Source organism: Cryobacterium tepidiphilum (assembly GCF_003716325.1).
In the GTDB taxonomy this organism is placed as follows: Bacteria; Actinomycetota; Actinomycetes; order Actinomycetales; family Microbacteriaceae; genus Cryobacterium; species Cryobacterium tepidiphilum.
In genome coordinates, this window is the sequence record NZ_RDSR01000004.1 from 55,865 (window position 1) to 72,472 (window position 16,608).

Below are 16,608 nucleotides of genomic sequence, written 5' to 3' on the forward strand. Positions count from 1 at the left end.
CATCCGCTGGCGTCGCGCGCCCCGTGCACCAGTCTCAGGCGAGCGTGATCAGCTCGAGGTAGTCCGGGTTCCAGTGGTCCTCGACACCGTCGGGGAGGATCAGGACGCGTTCGGGGTTCAGCGCCTCGACCGCGCCCTCGTCGTGGCTGACGAGCACGACCGCGCCGCTGTAGTTCGCCAGCGCGTCGAGGATCTCGTCGCGGCTCGCGGGGTCAAGGTTGTTCGTCGGCTCGTCGAGGAGCAGCACGTTGGCGCCGGAGACGACGATCATGGCCAGCGCCAGGCGGGTCTTCTCCCCGCCCGAGAGCACGCCGGCGGGCTTGTGGGCGTCGTCGCCGGTGAACAGGAAGGATCCGAGCACCCGGCGGGCCTCGGTCTCGGTGAGGTTCGGCGACGACGACACCATGTTCTGCAGCACGCTGCGCTTGACATCGATCGTCTCGTGCTCCTGGGCGTAGTAGCCGATGCGGAGCCCGTGGCCCGGTTCGACCTGCCCGGTGTCCGGCTCGTCGACGCCGGCCAGCATCCGCAGCAGTGTCGTCTTGCCGGCACCGTTCAGTCCGAGGACGACGACCTTGGAGCCGCGGTCGATCGCCAGGTCGACGGCCGTGAAGATCTCCAGCGATCCGTAGCTCTTGGACAGGTCGCTCGCCATGAGCGGCGTGCGGCCGCAGGGCGCGGGCTCCGGGAACCGCAACTTCGCAACCCGGTCGACGGCGCGCACCTCTTCGAGGCCGGAGAGCAGCTTCTCGGCGCGGGCAACCATCTGGTGCGCCGCGGCCGCCTTGCTGGCCTTCGCGCCGAAGCGCGCGGCCTGCAGCTGGAGGGTGCTGGCCTTCTTCTCGGCGTTCGACCGCTCCTTGCGGCGGCGTTCCTCGTCGGCCGCGCGCTGGCGCTGGTAGTTCTTCCAGTTCATGTTGTAGATGTCGATCACCATGCGGTTGGCGTCCAGGTAGAACACACGGTTGACCGCCTCGCCGACGAGCTCGACGTCGTGGCTGATGATGATGCATCCGCCGCGGTAACTCTTGATGAACTCACGCAGCCAGATCACCGAGTCGGCGTCGAGGTGGTTGGTGGGCTCGTCGAGGATCATGGTGCCGGCGTCGGAGAAGAGGATCCGCGCCAGCTCGATGCGGCGCCTCTGGCCGCCGGAGAGCGTCTTCAACGGCTGGTCGAGGATCCGGTCGGGCAGGCTCAGGTTGCTGGCGATGGATGCCGCCTCCGCTTCGGCGGCGTAGCCCCCGAGCGCGTTGAACTGGTCGGTGAGGGCGCCGTACTTCTTCATGGCGGCTGCGCTCACGGCGGCATCCGTGCTGGCCATGGCGAGGCTCGACTCCTGCATGCCGAGGGCGATGCTGCCGAGCCCGCGGGCGTCGAGGATGCGCGTGCGCGCGAGCATCTCCGGGTCGCCCGAGCGCGGGTCCTGTGGAAGGTAGCCGATCTGGCCGGACCGGTCGATGGTGCCGTTCGTGGGCAGGGTCTCCCCCGCGAGCGTCTTGGTCAGCGTGGTCTTGCCCGCGCCGTTGCGGCCGACGAGGCCGATCTTGTCACCGTCGGAGACCCGGAAGTTGACGCCCTCCATGAGCACGCGAGCTCCGACGCGGATCTCGAGGTCTTGCACACTCAGCACAGCGAATGGTCCGTTCCGGGGGTTGGGGGTTGATCAGGCGTGATCATGGGTGAATCGGGGGCAGCACGCGAGTCGCCCGTGGCCGGTGGGCCACGGGCGACGGGGACGCAGGTCAGATGGCGAAGCCGAGGGCCCGCATCATCTCGCGCCCGTCATCGGTGATCTTCTCGGGACCCCACGGCGGCATCCACACCCAGTTGATGCGGAACTGCTCCACGACCCCGTCGAGGGCTTCGGCCGTCTGCTCCTCCAGCACGTCGGTGAGCGGGCAGCCGGCGGATGTCAGGGTCATGTGGATGATCAGGGCGTCGTTCTCGTCGTCCCAGCCGAGGTCGTAGATGAGCCCGAGGTCGACGACGTTGACGCCGAGCTCGGGGTCCATGACGTCTTTGAGCGCTTCTTCGATCTCGTCGTAGCGCGCAGGGCTGAGCGTGGAAACCATGGTCTTATTCTACGTTCGCGGTGTCGACATAGCGATCGTAGCCCTCGTCTTCGAGCCGGTCGGCGAGTTCGGGACCGCCCTGCTCGGCGATCCGGCCGGCCACGAAGACGTGAACGAAGTCGGGCCGGATGTAGCGGAGGATGCGCGTGTAGTGCGTGATGAGGAGCACGCCGAGGCCGGTGGTGGCCTTGGCGCGGTTGACGCCCTCGGACACGATCTTGAGCGCGTCGACGTCGAGGCCGGAGTCGGTCTCGTCGAGGACCGCGAACCGGGGCTTCAGCAGCTCGAGCTGCAGGATCTCAGTGCGCTTCTTCTCGCCACCGGAGAACCCCTCGTTGACGTTGCGCTCGGCGAAGCTCTTGTCCATGCGGAGGTTCGACATGGAGTCGCGGACCTCCTTGATCCAGCCGCGGATGGCGGGTGCCTCGCCGGCGATGGCGGTCTTCGCGGTGCGGAGGAAGTTGCTCACGCTCACACCCGGGATCTCCACCGGGTACTGCATAGCGAGGAACAGACCCGCCCGCGCGCGCTCGTCGACGGTCATCGCCAGCACGTCTTCGCCGTCGAGCGTGATGGTGCCGCCCGTGACGGTGTACTTCGGGTGACCGGCGATCGTGTAGGCCAGCGTCGACTTGCCGGAGCCGTTGGGGCCCATGATCGCGTGGATCTCCCCTTCGTTGATCGTCAGGTCGACGCCGCGCAGGATCGGCTTGATGCCCTGGTCGGTCTCCACGGTGACGTGCAGGTCTTTGATCTCAAGAACAGACATGAATTTCGATTTCGCTTTCTGACGTTTCTGGACGCGCGCTAAACGGCGACGGTCACGGAGGGGTCGATGTAGACGTCGCCGTCTTTGAGCTCGACCTGGTAGACCGGGACCGGCTCGTAGGCGGGAAGGGAGAGCGGGCGACCGGTGCGGAGCGAGAACTTCGAGCCGTGGGCCCAGCACTCCAGACTGTCGTCCTCGACGAAGCCCTCCGAGAGGGAGATGTCGCCGTGCGTGCAGGTGTCGCCGATGGCGAAGATGTCACCGGCGGAGTCTTTGACCAGGGCGATCGCGACGCCGTCGATGTCGACCTTCACCGGCTGGTCGGCCTCGAGGTCGTCCACGCCGCATACTTTCACTGCCGCCATCGTTATTCGCCTTCCGTTCCGCGCAGTTCGTCCTCGATCGCCTGGTGCAGCCGCTCTTCGAGCGCAGGCGAGCCGATCTGCTGCACGATCTCCGCGAGGAAGCCGCGCACGACCAGGCGGCGTGCCTCGCCCTCCGGGATGCCGCGCGCCTGCAGGTAGAACAACTGCTCGTCGTCGAACCGCCCGGTGGCGCTGGCGTGGCCGGCTCCCTGGATGTCGCCGGTCTCGATCTCGAGGTTCGGCACCGAGTCGGCGCGCGTGCCCTCGGTGAGCACCAGGTTGCGGTTCTGCTCGTAGCTGTCGGTGCCGGTCGCGGCCCGCCCGATGAGCACGTCGCCGATCCACACGGTGCGGGCACCCTCGCCCTGCAGGGCGCCCTTGTAGGTGACCCGGCTGCGGCTGTGGGGAGCGTCGTGGTTGATGTACACCTGCTGCTCGAGGTGCTGCCCGGCGTCGGCGAAATAGAGGCCGAGCGCTTCGATGTCGGAGCCGGCGCCGGCGAGGTGCACCGAGGGGTTCACCCTGACGATGCCGCCGCCGAGGGAGACGACGACGTGCTTGAGCTTGGCGTCGCGGCCGATGGATGCGAAGTGGCTGGCCAGGTGCACCGCGGTGTCGTCCCACTCCTGGAGCGACACGACGGTGAGGTTCGCCGACTCACCGACGATGATCTCGACGTTCTCGCTCAGCCGGGCGTCGCCGGTGCTCTGCAGGATGACGACGGCGTTGCTGAACGGCTTCGCCTCGATGATGGTGTGCGCGGCACGCGGGGCCGAACCGAGCCCGGAGCGCACGACGGTCAGTTCCCTGCGCCCCTCGCCGGCGACGGTGATGGCCAGTGCCTTCTCGAATCCTGTCCAGGCGTTCGCCGACGCGCGTTCCTCGGGGAAGCCCGCGGTGCCGATGCGGGCGTCGTCGCGGCCGACCCACTCCACGCTGATGTCAGCGGCATCCGTTGCCTGGACGGCGTACGGGGAGCCGTCGAGCGGCGCGCCGGTCAGGTCGGTCAGTCGGCTGACGGGCGAGAAGCGCCACTCGGCCTCCCGGCCGGTGACCGGCGCGAAGTCGGTCACGTCGTAGCTCTTGAACCGCTCCGAGCGCGTCTGCACCGGGACGATCGGGCCGTCGGAGTGCGCCTTGATTCCGTGCTGTTCTGCCGTGGGCATTGCTGTGGTTACGGCAGTCATCTAGCCGACCGATCCTTCCATGCCCATCTCGATGAGCTTGTTCAGTTCCAGGGCGTACTCCATGGGGAGCTCCCGGGCGATGGGTTCGATGAAGCCGCGCACGATCATGGCCATGGCTTCGTCTTCGGGCAGTCCGCGGCTCATCAGGTAGAACAGCTGCTCCTCGCTGACGCGGGAGACGGTGGCCTCGTGGCCGAGCTGCACGTCGTCGACGCGGATGTCGATGGCCGGGTAGGTGTCGGAGCGCGACTGGGTGTCCACCAGGAGCGCGTCGCAGCGCACGGTGTTGGCGGAGTGGTGCGCGCTGGCATCCACCCGCACCTCACCGCGGTAGCCGGAACGGCCGCCGCCGCGGGCGATCGACTTCGACACGATCGACGACTGGGTGTACGGCGCCATGTGCACCATCTTCGCGCCGGCGTCCTGGTGCTGGCCGGGGCCCGCGAACGCGACTGAGAGCGTTTCGCCCTTGGCGTGCTCGCCCATCAGGTAGATCGACGGGTACTTCATGGTGACCTTCGAGCCGATGTTGCCGTCGACCCACTCCATGGTGGCGCCCTCGGCGGCCGTGGCGCGCTTCGTGACCAGGTTGTAGACGTTGTTCGACCAGTTCTGGATGGTCGTGTAGCGCACGCGGGCGTTCTTCTTCACGACGATCTCGACCACGGCGGAGTGCAGGGAGTCGGACTTGTAGATGGGGGCGGTGCAGCCTTCGATGTAGTGCACGTAGCTGCCCTCGTCGGCGATGATCAGCGTGCGCTCGAACTGGCCCATGTTCTCGGTGTTGATGCGGAAGTACGCCTGCAGCGGGATCTCGACGTGCACACCCGGCGGCACGTAGACGAAGGAGCCGCCTGACCAGGCGGCCGTGTTCAGGGCCGCGAACTTGTTGTCGCCGCTCGGGATGACGGTGCCGAAGTACTCCTCGAAGAACTCGGGGTGTTCGCGCAGCGCCGTGTCGGTGTCGGTGAAGATGACGCCCTGGGCCTCGAGGTCCTCGCGGATCTGGTGGTAGACCACCTCGGACTCGTACTGGGCGGTGACGCCGGCCACCAGGCGGGAGCGCTCCGCCTCGGGGATGCCGAGCTTCTCGTAGGTGTTCTTGATGTCCTCGGGGAGGTCGTCCCAGGTCTGCGCCTGCTTCTCGGTGGAGCGCACGAAGTACTTGATGTTGTCGAAGTCGATCTCGGACAGGTCGGCGCCCCAGGTCGGCATGGGCTTGCGCTCGAACAGTTGCAGGGCCTTGAGTCGGCGCTTCAGCATCCACTCCGGTTCCTTCTTCAGCCGGGAGATGTCTGCGACCACTTCCGGTGAGATGCCGCGCCTGGCCGAGGCCCCCGCGACGTCGGAGTCGGCCCAGCCGAATTCGTATACGCCCAGACTGTTCAGTTCCGGCCGATCAAGCAAAACGTCCGACATAATTACCTCTTTCCCACCCACAACAACCCGGATATCAGTCCGGTCATTCCCGGGCATGCCCGTTGGAGGGCAATCACAGGGAACGGATTGTGTGGGCGGCTACGTTGCGTACCTAAGATGTTCACGGACCATGCCGCACCGACTCGTGATGCGACGTGCGGTGCATGTGAAACACCTAATTCTACTGGTTATGTCGGCAATGAATAAAGCATGCTCGGTGGATTCACACCCGGGCGGGTTCCGACCGGGTGAGCGCCGGTGTGCGACAGGAAAGTGATGGGAAGCGTGAAGCAGATCTTCTCGTGGATACCCGATCGGGTCGACCGACGGCTGCGCGTGATCGCCTGGGTGTACCTGGCGGCGCAGATCCTGCTCGTCGGCACGGGAGGACTGGTGCGCCTCACGGGCTCCGGGCTCGGCTGCCCGACCTGGCCCACCTGCACGGCAGACTCTCTCGTGAACACGCCGGAGATGGGCGTGCACGGCATCATCGAGTTCGGCAACCGGCTGCTGGCCGTCATCCTCGGACTCGTCGCGATCCTCGCGTTCGTCGCGATCCTGCGACTCCGCCGCGCCCGCCGCGACCTGTTCTGGCTGACCCTGCTGGCCGGCTTCGGCATCCCCGCCCAGGCACTGATCGGAGGCATCAGCGTGTGGACAGGCCTGAACCCCTACGTGGTCGGCCTCCACTTCGTGATCTCGGTGGTGCTGGTGACGCTCTGCGCCGCGTTCGTGCACCGGGTGTCGACCACACCGGGAGCCCGGGCCCTCGCCGTTCCCCGCTGGTACGCGGTGCTCGCCGGGGCCACGGCGTTCTTCGCCGCCGTGACGATCCTCGTCGGCATCATCACCACCGGCTCCGGTCCGCACGCGGGTGACGCCCACGCGCCCCGCAACGGACTCGACTCGGAGCTGCTGCAGCACGTGCACAGCTGGCCCGCCTACGCGACCTTCGTGCTGACCGTGCTGCTGGTCGCGTTCGCGCTTCGCCGCCGCCTTCCGGCCGCCGGCTGGGCGACGCTGCTCCTGGTGATCGAGCTCATGCAGATCGGAGTGGGACTGCTGCAGGCGAACACGGGCCTGCCCCCGTTCCTGGTCGGGCTGCACATGGTGCTCGCGGCGGCGCTGGCCGCGGCCACGACCGCCGTGCTGCTGAACCTGCGCCAACCGGCCCTCGTCGCGGAGCCGCGGCCCCTCCGCGCGCAGGCCGCGCTTCGCTGAGCAGCCGCGCCCTCGCTGCCTCTGGGCTCCTCGCGTTCGCTGAGTCGCGGACAAATGCGCCTTCGCCCGGGCTGCGCGAAGGTGGTTTCTCCGCACGTCAGCGACGGATCGCCACGGAACGAGCCCGCGAAAAGGCGCGTTCTCCGCAATTCAGCGAAGGAACGCGAAGGAACGCGCCCGTACCCGCGCCGTCGGTGAGCCAGGGGCTGAACCGCCGACCTAGAGCCAGGTGATGCCGGTCGGCAGCAGCGGGTCGATGCCCACGGCGAGGAAGACCAGTGACAGGTACGCGATCGAGCCGTGGAACACCCGCATCGGTGACACGTGCTCGTGCCGGATCGCGAGGTTGTACAGCCGGTGCGTCTCGTAGATGAACCAGGCGCCGACGACGAGAGCGACGAAGGCGTAGGTGAGCCCCATTCCCGCCACCGGAACCAGGAGCAGCGAGCACGCCACCGTCGCCCAGGCGTACAGGATCACCTGCAGCCCCACCTGCGCGCGTCCGCGCACCACGGAAAGCATGGGCACGCCCGCCGCCTGGTAGTCGCCGCGGTACTTCATCGACAGCGGCCAGTAGTGCGGGGGCGTCCAGAGGAAGATGATCGCGAAGAGAATGAACGGCGGCCAGGAGAGGTCGCCGGTGACGGCCGCCCATCCGATCAGCACCGGCATGCACCCGGCCACCCCGCCCCAGACGATGTTCTGCGCGGTGCGGCGCTTGAGGATCATCGTGTACAGCACCACGTACAGCACAATCGCTGCCAGGGACAGCACGGCGGCGAGCCAGTTGGTGAATACCCACAACCAGGCGATGGATGCCGCGCCGAGCACCCAGGCGAACACCAGCGCCTGCCGGTCGGTGAGCTCGCCCGTCACGAGGGGGCGGTTCTCGGTGCGCTTCATGACACGGTCGATGTCGCGGTCGAGGTAGCAGTTGAATGCGCCCGCCGAGCCGGCGCTCAGCGCGCCGCCCACGAGGGTCGCGAGCATGAGCCACAGGCTCGGGATGCCGCCCTCGGCGAGCACCATGGTCGGCGCCGTCACCACGAGCAGCAGTTCGATGACCCGCGGCTTCGTCAACGCGATGTACGCCTTGACGGTCGTTGAGAGACTCCGGCTCCTGCTCGCCACGGTCGGTTCTACGGCAACGTCCATTGCTCCTCTAACGCTCATCTCCCGAGCGATTCTAGTTCACCGGAGCACCGCCGGGCCCGGGCGCGATACCGGCGGGAAATCCTTACCACGCCTATACTGGGAATTGCTCGCCAGTCACTGTGATTGATGCGGCGGTTCCTCGCCGGACCAGCCGACAGCACTGGGACGCCGAAGATGTCTACGGGCGCGCTACACCTCATGGGGCGCGGGTTGAGACAGCCTGCCCTCTTTCTATTCGTAAGAAGGGTCAAGATCTAGTGGCAGCTTTGCAGTGGGATTCGATTGACGACAGGGCTGTGGACACCGCCCGCATTCTCGCGGCAGACGCCGTGGAGAAGGTGGGCAACGGTCATCCCGGCACCGCCATGAGCTTGGCCCCGGCTGCCTACCTCCTGTTCCAGAAGGTGATGAGGCGCGACCCATCCGACAACGCCTGGATCGGCCGCGACCGCTTCATCCTCTCCCCCGGCCACACCTCGCTGACCCAGTACGTCCAGCTCTACTTCGGCGGATACGGCCTCGAGCTCGACGACCTGAAGGCGCTCCGCACCTGGGGCTCCAAGACGCCCGGCCACCCCGAGTACGGCCACACCGACGGCATCGAGATCACGACCGGCCCGCTCGGGCAGGGACTCTCCTCCGCCGTCGGTTTCGCCTATGCGGCCCGCTACGAGCGAGGCCTTTTCGACCCCGAGGCGCCCGAGGGACAGAGCCCGTTCGACCACTTCATCTACACCATCGCCAGCGACGGCGACATGGAGGAGGGCATCACGAGCGAGGCGTCCTCGCTCGCCGGCGTGCAGCAGCTCGGCAACCTCATCGCGATCTACGACAGCAACGAGATCTCGATCGAGGACGACACCGACGTCGCGTTCACCGAGGATGTCGCCAAGCGCTATGAGGCGTACCACTGGCACGTGCAGACGGTCGACTGGAAGAAGACCGGTGAGTACGTCGAAGACGTGCAGGAGCTGTTCGACGCCATCGAGAAGGCCAAGTCCGTCACCGACAAGCCGTCGCTCATCGTCCTGAAGACCATCATCGGCTGGCCGGCACCGAAGAAGCAGAACACCGGGAAGGTGCACGGCTCCGCCCTCGGCGGCGAGGAGCTCGCGGCCGTCAAGGAAGTCCTCGGCTTCGACCCGGAGAAGACCTTCGAGGTCTCCGACGAGGTCATCAGCCACACCCGCGAGGCGGTCGAGCGCGGTGCGAAGCAGCACGCCGACTGGAGCGAGCAGCTCGCAGCCTGGGCCGACGCCAACCCCGAGAAGAAGCAGCTGCTCGACCGCATCCTCTCGGGCGACCTGCCCGATGGGGTGGACGAGGCCCTGCCCGTCTTCGAACCCGGCAAGGACGTCTCGACCCGCGCCGCCTCCGGCAAGGTGCTGAACGCCCTCGCCCCGGTGATCCCCGAACTGTGGGGCGGTTCCGCCGACCTCGCCGAGTCGAACAACACCACCATCGCCGACGCGGCCTCGTTCATCCCGGCCGAGCGCTCCACGAAGGAATGGACCGGCAACAGGTACGGTCGTGTGCTGCACTTCGGCATCCGCGAGCACGCCATGGCGGCGATCCTCAACGGCATCGTGCTGCACGGCAACACCCGCCCCTACGGCGGCACGTTCCTCATCTTCAGCGACTACCAGCGTCCCGCCGTGCGCCTCGCCGCACTGATGAAGGCGCCGTCGATCTTCGTCTGGACCCACGACTCGATCGCCCTCGGCGAAGACGGCCCGACCCACCAGCCGATCGAACAGCTCGCCTCGCTCCGCGCGATCCCCGGACTCGACGTGGTGCGCCCCGGTGACGCCAACGAGGTGGCATGGGCCTGGAAGGCCCTGCTGGAGCGCCGTAACGGCCCCGCCGGTATCGCGCTCACCCGCCAGAACATCCCCGTCTTCGAACGCGGCGAGGGCGATGCCTCCGGCGACACGCTCGCATCGGCGAAGAACACCGTCAAGGGCGCCTACGTCCTGGCCGAGGCACCGAACGGCACGCCAGACGTCATCATCATCGCCACCGGTTCCGAGGTGCAACTCGCCCTCGGCGCCCGCGACGAGCTGAAGAGCGAGGGCATCAACGCCCGCGTGGTGTCCGCACCGAGCCTCGAGTGGTTCCAGGAGCAGTCCGACGAGTACCGCGAATCGGTGCTCCCGGCATCCGTCACCGCCCGCGTGTCGGTCGAAGCCGGCATCGCACTCACCTGGCGTTCCTACGTCGGCGACCGCGGCCGCAGCGTCTCGATCGAGCACTTCGGCGCGTCCGCCGACTACAAGACGCTGTTCCGCGAGTTCGGCTTCACCACCGAGCACGTCGTCGCCGCCGCCAAGGAAACGCTCGCTGCCCAGTAACGGCAGCACGAATAGGAGACCGAAAATGACCGAGAACACTCCCCTCGCCCAGCTTTCCGCTGCCGGCGTCAGCATCTGGCTCGACGACCTGTCCCGCCAGCGCATCGTCTCCGGTGGGCTGCAGGAACTCATCGACAGCAAGAACGTCGTGGGCGTCACCACCAACCCGACCATCTTCGCCACGGCCCTCAGCAAGGGCGAGTCGTACGCCGACCAGGTGAGCGAGCTCGCCACCTCGGGCGCCGACGTGCACACGGCAGTCTTCGAGATCACCACGCACGACGTCGCCACCGCGAGCGACATGTTCCGCCCCGTGTACGACGCCACGAACGGTGTCGACGGCCGCGTCTCCATCGAGGTGGAGCCGGGACTCGCGAACGACGCCGAGGGCACCGTGGCGCAGGCCAAGCAGCTGTGGGCCAAGGTCGACCGTCCGAACGCGATGATCAAGATCCCGGCGACCATCGCCGGCCTCACCGCGATCACCGAGACCATCGCCGCCGGCATCAGCGTCAACGTGACGCTGATCTTCAGCCTCGAGCGCCACCGCGAGGTCATCAACGCCTACCTCGCCGGGCTCGAGAAGGCCAAGGCGGCCGGGATCGACCTGTCCACCATCCAGTCGGTCGCCTCGTTCTTCGTGTCACGCGTCGACACCGAGATCGACAAGCGCCTGACGGCCATCGGCACGGAGGAGGCGCTGGCGCTCAAGAGCAAGGCCGGCATCGCCAACGCCCGCCTCGCCTACCAGGTCTACGAGCAGGCCTTCGCCACCGAACGGGCGAAGAACCTCCTCGCGGCCGGCGCCAACAAGCAGCGCCCGCTGTGGGCCTCGACCGGCGTCAAGGACCCGAGCCTCCCCGACACGCTGTACGTGACCGAGCTCGTCGCACCGGAGATCGTGAACACGATGCCGGAGAAGACGATGCTGGCCACCCTCGACCACGGCGAGATCCCACAGAACTCCATCGCGGGCACCTACGACGAGTCCAACAAGCTGCTCGACGCCATCGCCGCGCAGGGCATCTCCTACGACGAGGTCACCCAGCAGCTCGAGGAGGAGGGCGTGTCCAAGTTCATCGTCTCCTGGAACGAGCTGCTCGACACGGTCACCGCCGCCCTCGAGGGCGCCGGAGCCAAGGCCGCACGATGAGCGTGCGGATCTCCGTCAGCGGCGCGTCGGCGGATGCCGTGCGCGCCGCCGTGCCGGGTCTGGTGAGCGACAAGGTCGCCTCCGGCATCCACGGCCAGAACGCCGACCTCTGGGGTCCCGACGCCCAGTCCGAATCCGCGAAGCGACTCGGCTGGACCGACGCCGTCGCGATCTCCCGGCCCCTCGTCGACGAGATCACCGCGCTGCGCGACGAACTGCGCCAGGCCGGCGTGGACCACATCGCGCTGGCCGGCATGGGCGGCTCCTCGCTGGCACCGGAGGTCATCACCCAGACCGCGGGCGTGGAGCTGACCGTCCTCGACGCGACCGCGCCGGGCCAGGTGCTCGCCGCCCTGAACGACCGGCTGGCGTCCACCGCGCTCGTGGTGTCGTCGAAGTCGGGCTCGACGACCGAGACCGACAGCCAGCTGCGGGTGTTCCGCCGTGCCTTCAGCGACGCCGGCATCGACCCCACCGGCCGCATCGTCGTCGTCACCGACCCGGGCTCGCCGCTCGACACGGCGGCCCGGGAAGCCGGCTACCGGGTCTTCAACGCCGACCCGAACGTGGGCGGCCGGTACTCGGCGCTCACGGCGTTCGGTCTCGTGCCGTCCGGGCTCGCCGGCGTCGACGTCGCGGGCCTCCTCGACGACGCGCAATCAGTGACCGAGGCACTCGGTTCCGACTCCGACGACAACCCGGCGCTCATCCTGGCTGCCGCCATCTCGGCGACCTCGCCGCGGCGCGACAAGCTCGCCCTGGTGGCCGACGGCACCCCCATCGTGGGATTCCCCGACTGGGCGGAGCAGCTGATCGCCGAATCGACCGGCAAACTCGGCACCGGCATCCTCCCCGTCGTTCTCGGCACGGATGCGCCGGAGCTGTCCGAGAACCTCCCCGACTTGCAGGTGGCCCGCATCGTCGACGACGCCGGAAGCGACGTCTTCCGGAACGACGGCACCGACGACATCTGTGTCAGCGGCGCCCTCGGCGCACAGTTCCTGGTGTGGGAGTACGCCATCGCCGTCGCCGGGCGTCTGCTGCAGATCAACCCGTTCGACCAGCCCGACGTCGAGTCGGCGAAGACGGCCACGCGTGGCCTGCTCGACGAGCGTCCGGAGCCGGAGCCCGCCGCCTTCGTGTCGGACGGCATCGAGGTGCGCGGCACGCCGCACGTCATCGGCGCAGCCAGCGACCTCGCATCCGCTGTCGACGCCCTGCTGGAGGAACTCGGACCCGACGGCTACCTCGCCGTACAGGCCTACGTGGATCGCCTGGCCCTGCCGCAGCTGGCGGGGGTGCGCGACCTGCTCGCCGAGCGGGCCAAGCGCCCGGTCACCTTCGGCTGGGGTCCCCGGTTCCTGCATTCCACCGGGCAGTACCACAAGGGCGGACCGGCGACGGGTGTGTTCCTGCAGATCCTGGCGACACCCGCCGAGGACCTCGACATTCCCGGCCGCCCGTTCACTTTCGGTGAGCTGGTCCAGGCCCAGGCCAGCGGCGACGCAAGCGTGCTCGCCGAGCACGGCCGCCCCGTCCTGACCCTGACGCTGACCGACCCCGACCGGGACGTCGACGCCCTGTTCGCCGCCCTTCGCTAGGGCGTTCCCGCACACCGACGTTCCCACACAAAGGAGCTGCATGTCCCCGGTGCCTGTCACCCCGGAATTCAATCCGCTGCGATCTCCGTCCGACTACCGGCTGAACCGCATCGCAGGCCCGTCCAGCCTCGTCATCTTCGGCGTCACGGGCGACCTGTCGCGCAAGAAGCTGATGCCCGCCGTCTACGACCTCTCGAACCGGGGCCTGCTGCCGCCGGGCTTCGCGCTGGTCGGCTTCGCGCGGCGCGACTGGGACGACCAGGACTTCATGCAGGTCGTGTACGACGCCGTCAAGGAGCACTGCCGCACGCCGTTCCACGAGGACGTGTGGGCCCAGCTGGCCGAGGGCATCCGTTTCGTGCCGGGGTCCTTCGACGACGACGCCGCGTTCGAAACGCTCAAGGAGACCATCGACGCGCTGGACCGCGAGAGGGGCACGATGGGCAACCACGCGTTCTACCTCTCGATCCCGCCGAAGGCGTTCCCGGTGGTGACCGAGCAGCTGCGTCGGTCGGGGCTCGCGGAGCAGAAGGCCGGTCAGTGGCGCCGGGTCGTCATCGAGAAGCCCTTCGGCAGCAACCTGGAGACGGCGCGGGAACTCAACGACGTCGTCGAGTCGGTGTTCCCGGCCGACTCCGTGTTCCGCATCGACCACTACCTGGGCAAGGAGACGGTGCAGAACATCCTGGCGATGCGTTTCGCCAATGAGATGTTCGAGCCGCTGTGGAACTCGAACTACGTCGACCACGTGCAGATCACCATGGCCGAGGACATCGGTGTGGGCGGCCGGGCCGGCTACTACGACGGCATCGGCGCGGCCCGCGACGTGATCCAGAACCACCTGCTGCAGCTGCTCGCCCTCACGGCGATGGAGGAGCCGATCTCGTTCAACGCGGCGGCGCTGCGGAGCGAGAAGGAGAAGGTGCTGGCGGCCGTGCGGTTGCCCGACGACCTCGCCACCGGCACCGCCCGCGGACAGTACGCCGGCGGCTGGCAGGGCGGCGAGAAGGTCGTGGGCTTCCTGGAGGAGGAGGGGATGAGCCCCGAGTCCGTCACCGAGACCTACGCGGCGCTGCGGCTCACGGTGGAGACGCGCAGGTGGGCCGGCGTTCCCTTCTACCTCCGCGCCGGCAAGCGCCTGGCCCGGCGGGTCACCGAGATCGCCGTCGTCTTCAAGCGCGCACCGCAGTCGCTGTTCAACGGGCGCAGTATGCAGCAGCTCGGGCAGAACGCCCTCGTCATCCGCGTGCAGCCCGACGAGGGGGTCACCCTCCGATTCGGCTCCAAGGTGCCGGGCGCCGGCATGCAGGTGCGCGACGTCACGATGGACTTCGGCTACGGCCACGCCTTCACCGAGGCCAGCCCCGAGGCGTACGAACGGCTCATCCTCGACGTACTCCTCGGCGACCCGCCCCTGTTCCCGCGGCACGAGGAAGTCGAGCTGTCCTGGAAGATCCTCGACCCGATCGAGAAATTCTGGGCGACGCAGGGACAGCCCGAGCAATACAGCCCCGGGTCGTGGGGGCCGGCGTCCGCCGACGCCCTCCTCGAACGCGACGGCCGGAATTGGAGACGCCCATGATCGTTGACCTGCCCAACACCACGACGGCGAAGATCTCCCGCGAGTTGGTGCGCATCCGCGAGGAGGGCGGCGCCGTCGCCCTCGGTCGCGTGCTGACCCTCGTGATCGTCTCCCAGCTGGGGCGCGAGGAGGAGGCGATCGAAGCGGCCAACGACGCGTCCCGTGAGCACCCGATGCGTGTCATCGTCGTCTCCACCGATCCCGGCGACACGGAATGCGACGCTAAGCTCGACGCCGAGATCCGCGTCGGCGGCGACGCCGGCGCCAGCGAGGTGATCGTGCTGCGCGCCTACGGGGCCGCCGCGTCAGACCCGGAGAGCCTCGTCACGGGCCTCCTCCTCTCGGATGCGCCGGTCGTCGCGTGGTGGCCGGAGCTCGCGCCCGACGTGCCCGCCGACTCCCCCATCGGCCGACTGGCGTCTCGGCGCGTGACGGATGCGTCGGCGCAGCCCGACCCGCAGGCCGCGTTGCACCGCCTGCAAGGCAGCTACCGACCCGGCGACACCGACTTCGCCTGGACCCGCCTCTCGCTCTGGCGGGCGCAGCTCGCCGCCGTGCTCGACCAACCGCCGTACGAGAGCGTCACGGGCATCCAGGTCTCCGGCGCGGCCGACTCCCCGTCGACCACGCTGCTCGCCGCGTGGCTGCAGATGGCACTCGAGGTGCCCGTCGACTACGAGCTCACCACGGGGCCGCTGGCCCACGGGATCCACGGCGTGCATCTCACCCGGCCGTCGGGCGTGATCTCGCTGGAGCGCAATATCCCCGACGTGGCGACGCTCAGCCAGCCGGGCCAGCCGACCCAGAATCTCACCCTCAAGCGCCGCAGCCTGCGGGACTGCCTGGCCGACGAGCTTCGCAGGCTCGATCCTGACAAGCTGTACGGTGAGGTCCTCGAACGTGGACTTCCGCTCCTCGATGAGAAGGTGGTCCAATCGTGACGAACGAACGACGCGTCCTCGTCCACGCCGACAAGCAGACTCTCGCCGGTGCCGTCGCCGCCCGGTTCATCACCAAGACGGTCGACATCCTCGACGAACAGGACGCGGCCACCGTGGTCCTGACCGGCGGAACCGTCGGAACGTCGGTGCTCGAGGCGATCCGGGAGTCGCCCGCCCGCGACATGGTCGACTGGTCGCGCGTGCACTTCTGGTGGGGCGACGAACGCTGGGTGCCCAAGGACGACCCGGAGCGCAACGAACGCCAGGCCCGGGACGCGCTGCTCGACCACATCGCGGTGCCGGCCGAAAACATCCACCCGTTCGCCGCCTCCGACGAGGGCATCGACCTGCAGGCAGCGGCGGCCCGGTACTCGGAGGAGATCGCCGAGGCCGCGCCGTTCGGGCAGCCGCTCCCCCGGTTCGACATCACCTTTCTCGGCGTCGGCGCGGACGGGCACATCGCCTCGCTGTTCCCGGCGAACCCGTCCACGAGCGAGGACGGCGCGAACGTGCTCGCCGTGACCAACTCGCCCAAGCCCCCGCCCGAGCGACTCAGCCTGACCCGCCCCGTGATCAACTCGTCAGAGCGCGTGTGGCTGGTGCTCGCCGGACCGGACAAGGCGTCGGCACTCGGGCTCGCCCTGGCCGGCGCCAGCCGCGACGAGGTGCCGGTCGCCGGCATCAAGGGCCGCCGGCGCACGGTCTTCTTCGTCGACCGTGAGGCGGCCGCCGAGGTGCCCGAGAACCTGATCGCGCCCAGCTACTGAGCCCACGAACGCGAAACGGCCT

General features: G+C 68.3%; 14 protein-coding genes. 7 read left to right on the forward strand and 7 right to left on the reverse strand.

Annotated features, from left to right (window positions below; translation table 11 throughout):
- Positions 1 to 34: 34 nt before the first annotated feature.
- The 6 genes from EEJ31_RS03595 to sufB all read right to left on the reverse strand — a co-directional run bounded on the left by EEJ31_RS03595 (position 35) and on the right by sufB (position 5,815).
- Complete coding sequence (locus EEJ31_RS03595) at positions 35 to 1,633, reverse strand: ABC-F family ATP-binding cassette domain-containing protein (protein ID WP_123044929.1); 1,599 nt, start codon at positions 1,631 to 1,633, stop codon at positions 35 to 37.
- Positions 1,634 to 1,745: 112 nt separating this feature from the next.
- Entirely contained in the window at positions 1,746 to 2,075 is a 330-nt protein-coding gene (locus tag EEJ31_RS03600) for a metal-sulfur cluster assembly factor (RefSeq protein ID WP_123044930.1), read from the reverse strand.
- 4 nt (positions 2,076 to 2,079) lie between these two features.
- Positions 2,080 to 2,844, reverse strand: coding sequence for a Fe-S cluster assembly ATPase SufC (gene sufC / locus EEJ31_RS03605; RefSeq protein WP_123044931.1), 765 nt, complete (start codon positions 2,842 to 2,844; stop codon positions 2,080 to 2,082).
- Positions 2,845 to 2,882: 38 nt separating this feature from the next.
- The gene (locus EEJ31_RS03610; protein WP_123044932.1) at positions 2,883 to 3,209 is read right to left on the reverse strand and encodes a non-heme iron oxygenase ferredoxin subunit; all 327 of its coding nucleotides are present in this window, start codon (positions 3,207 to 3,209) and stop codon (positions 2,883 to 2,885) included.
- Between the two features lie 2 nt (positions 3,210 to 3,211).
- Complete coding sequence (gene sufD / locus EEJ31_RS03615; protein WP_407643194.1) at positions 3,212 to 4,396, reverse strand: Fe-S cluster assembly protein SufD; 1,185 nt, start codon at positions 4,394 to 4,396, stop codon at positions 3,212 to 3,214.
- Positions 4,397 to 5,815 carry a Fe-S cluster assembly protein SufB gene (gene sufB / locus EEJ31_RS03620; protein ID WP_123044934.1) on the reverse strand — a complete coding sequence of 473 codons (1,419 nt, stop codon included), beginning with the start codon at positions 5,813 to 5,815 and terminating at the stop codon, positions 4,397 to 4,399. It lies immediately after the preceding gene.
- Between the two features lie 276 nt (positions 5,816 to 6,091).
- Here sufB and EEJ31_RS03625 point away from each other — a divergent pair, with 276 nt between their 5' ends.
- Positions 6,092 to 7,036 carry a COX15/CtaA family protein gene (locus EEJ31_RS03625; RefSeq protein ID WP_199727261.1) on the forward strand — a complete coding sequence of 315 codons (945 nt, stop codon included), beginning with the start codon at positions 6,092 to 6,094 and terminating at the stop codon, positions 7,034 to 7,036.
- A gap of 219 nt (positions 7,037 to 7,255) precedes the next feature.
- Here EEJ31_RS03625 and EEJ31_RS03630 read toward each other — a convergent pair whose 3' ends face one another.
- Positions 7,256 to 8,191 (reverse strand): heme o synthase, encoded by a 936-nt coding sequence (locus tag EEJ31_RS03630; RefSeq protein WP_123044935.1) that lies wholly within the window; start codon positions 8,189 to 8,191, stop codon positions 7,256 to 7,258.
- 257 nt (positions 8,192 to 8,448) lie between these two features.
- Between EEJ31_RS03630 and tkt the strand changes: the two genes are divergently transcribed.
- From tkt to pgl, 6 genes are read left to right on the forward strand one after another with little or no spacing between them, the layout of a single operon-like run.
- Positions 8,449 to 10,542 (forward strand): transketolase, encoded by a 2,094-nt coding sequence (gene tkt / locus EEJ31_RS03635; RefSeq protein ID WP_123044936.1) that lies wholly within the window; start codon positions 8,449 to 8,451, stop codon positions 10,540 to 10,542.
- A 25-nt stretch (positions 10,543 to 10,567) separates the two neighbouring features.
- The gene (gene tal / locus EEJ31_RS03640; RefSeq protein WP_123044937.1) at positions 10,568 to 11,695 is read left to right on the forward strand and encodes a transaldolase; all 1,128 of its coding nucleotides are present in this window, start codon (positions 10,568 to 10,570) and stop codon (positions 11,693 to 11,695) included.
- A complete protein-coding gene (locus tag EEJ31_RS03645; RefSeq protein ID WP_123044938.1) occupies positions 11,692 to 13,296 on the forward strand; it encodes a glucose-6-phosphate isomerase in 1,605 nt (534 codons plus the stop codon). The genes tal and EEJ31_RS03645 overlap by 4 nt, the downstream gene beginning before the upstream one ends.
- A 40-nt stretch (positions 13,297 to 13,336) precedes the next feature.
- A complete protein-coding gene (gene zwf / locus EEJ31_RS03650) occupies positions 13,337 to 14,878 on the forward strand; it encodes a glucose-6-phosphate dehydrogenase (protein ID WP_123044939.1) in 1,542 nt (513 codons plus the stop codon).
- Positions 14,875 to 15,819, forward strand: coding sequence for a glucose-6-phosphate dehydrogenase assembly protein OpcA (locus EEJ31_RS03655; protein ID WP_123044940.1), 945 nt, complete (start codon positions 14,875 to 14,877; stop codon positions 15,817 to 15,819). The genes zwf and EEJ31_RS03655 overlap by 4 nt, the downstream gene beginning before the upstream one ends.
- On the forward strand, positions 15,816 to 16,586 hold the full coding sequence (gene pgl / locus EEJ31_RS03660; protein ID WP_123044941.1) for a 6-phosphogluconolactonase: 771 nt from the start codon (positions 15,816 to 15,818) through the stop codon (positions 16,584 to 16,586). The genes EEJ31_RS03655 and pgl overlap by 4 nt, the downstream gene beginning before the upstream one ends.
- Positions 16,587 to 16,608: the final 22 nt, after the last annotated feature.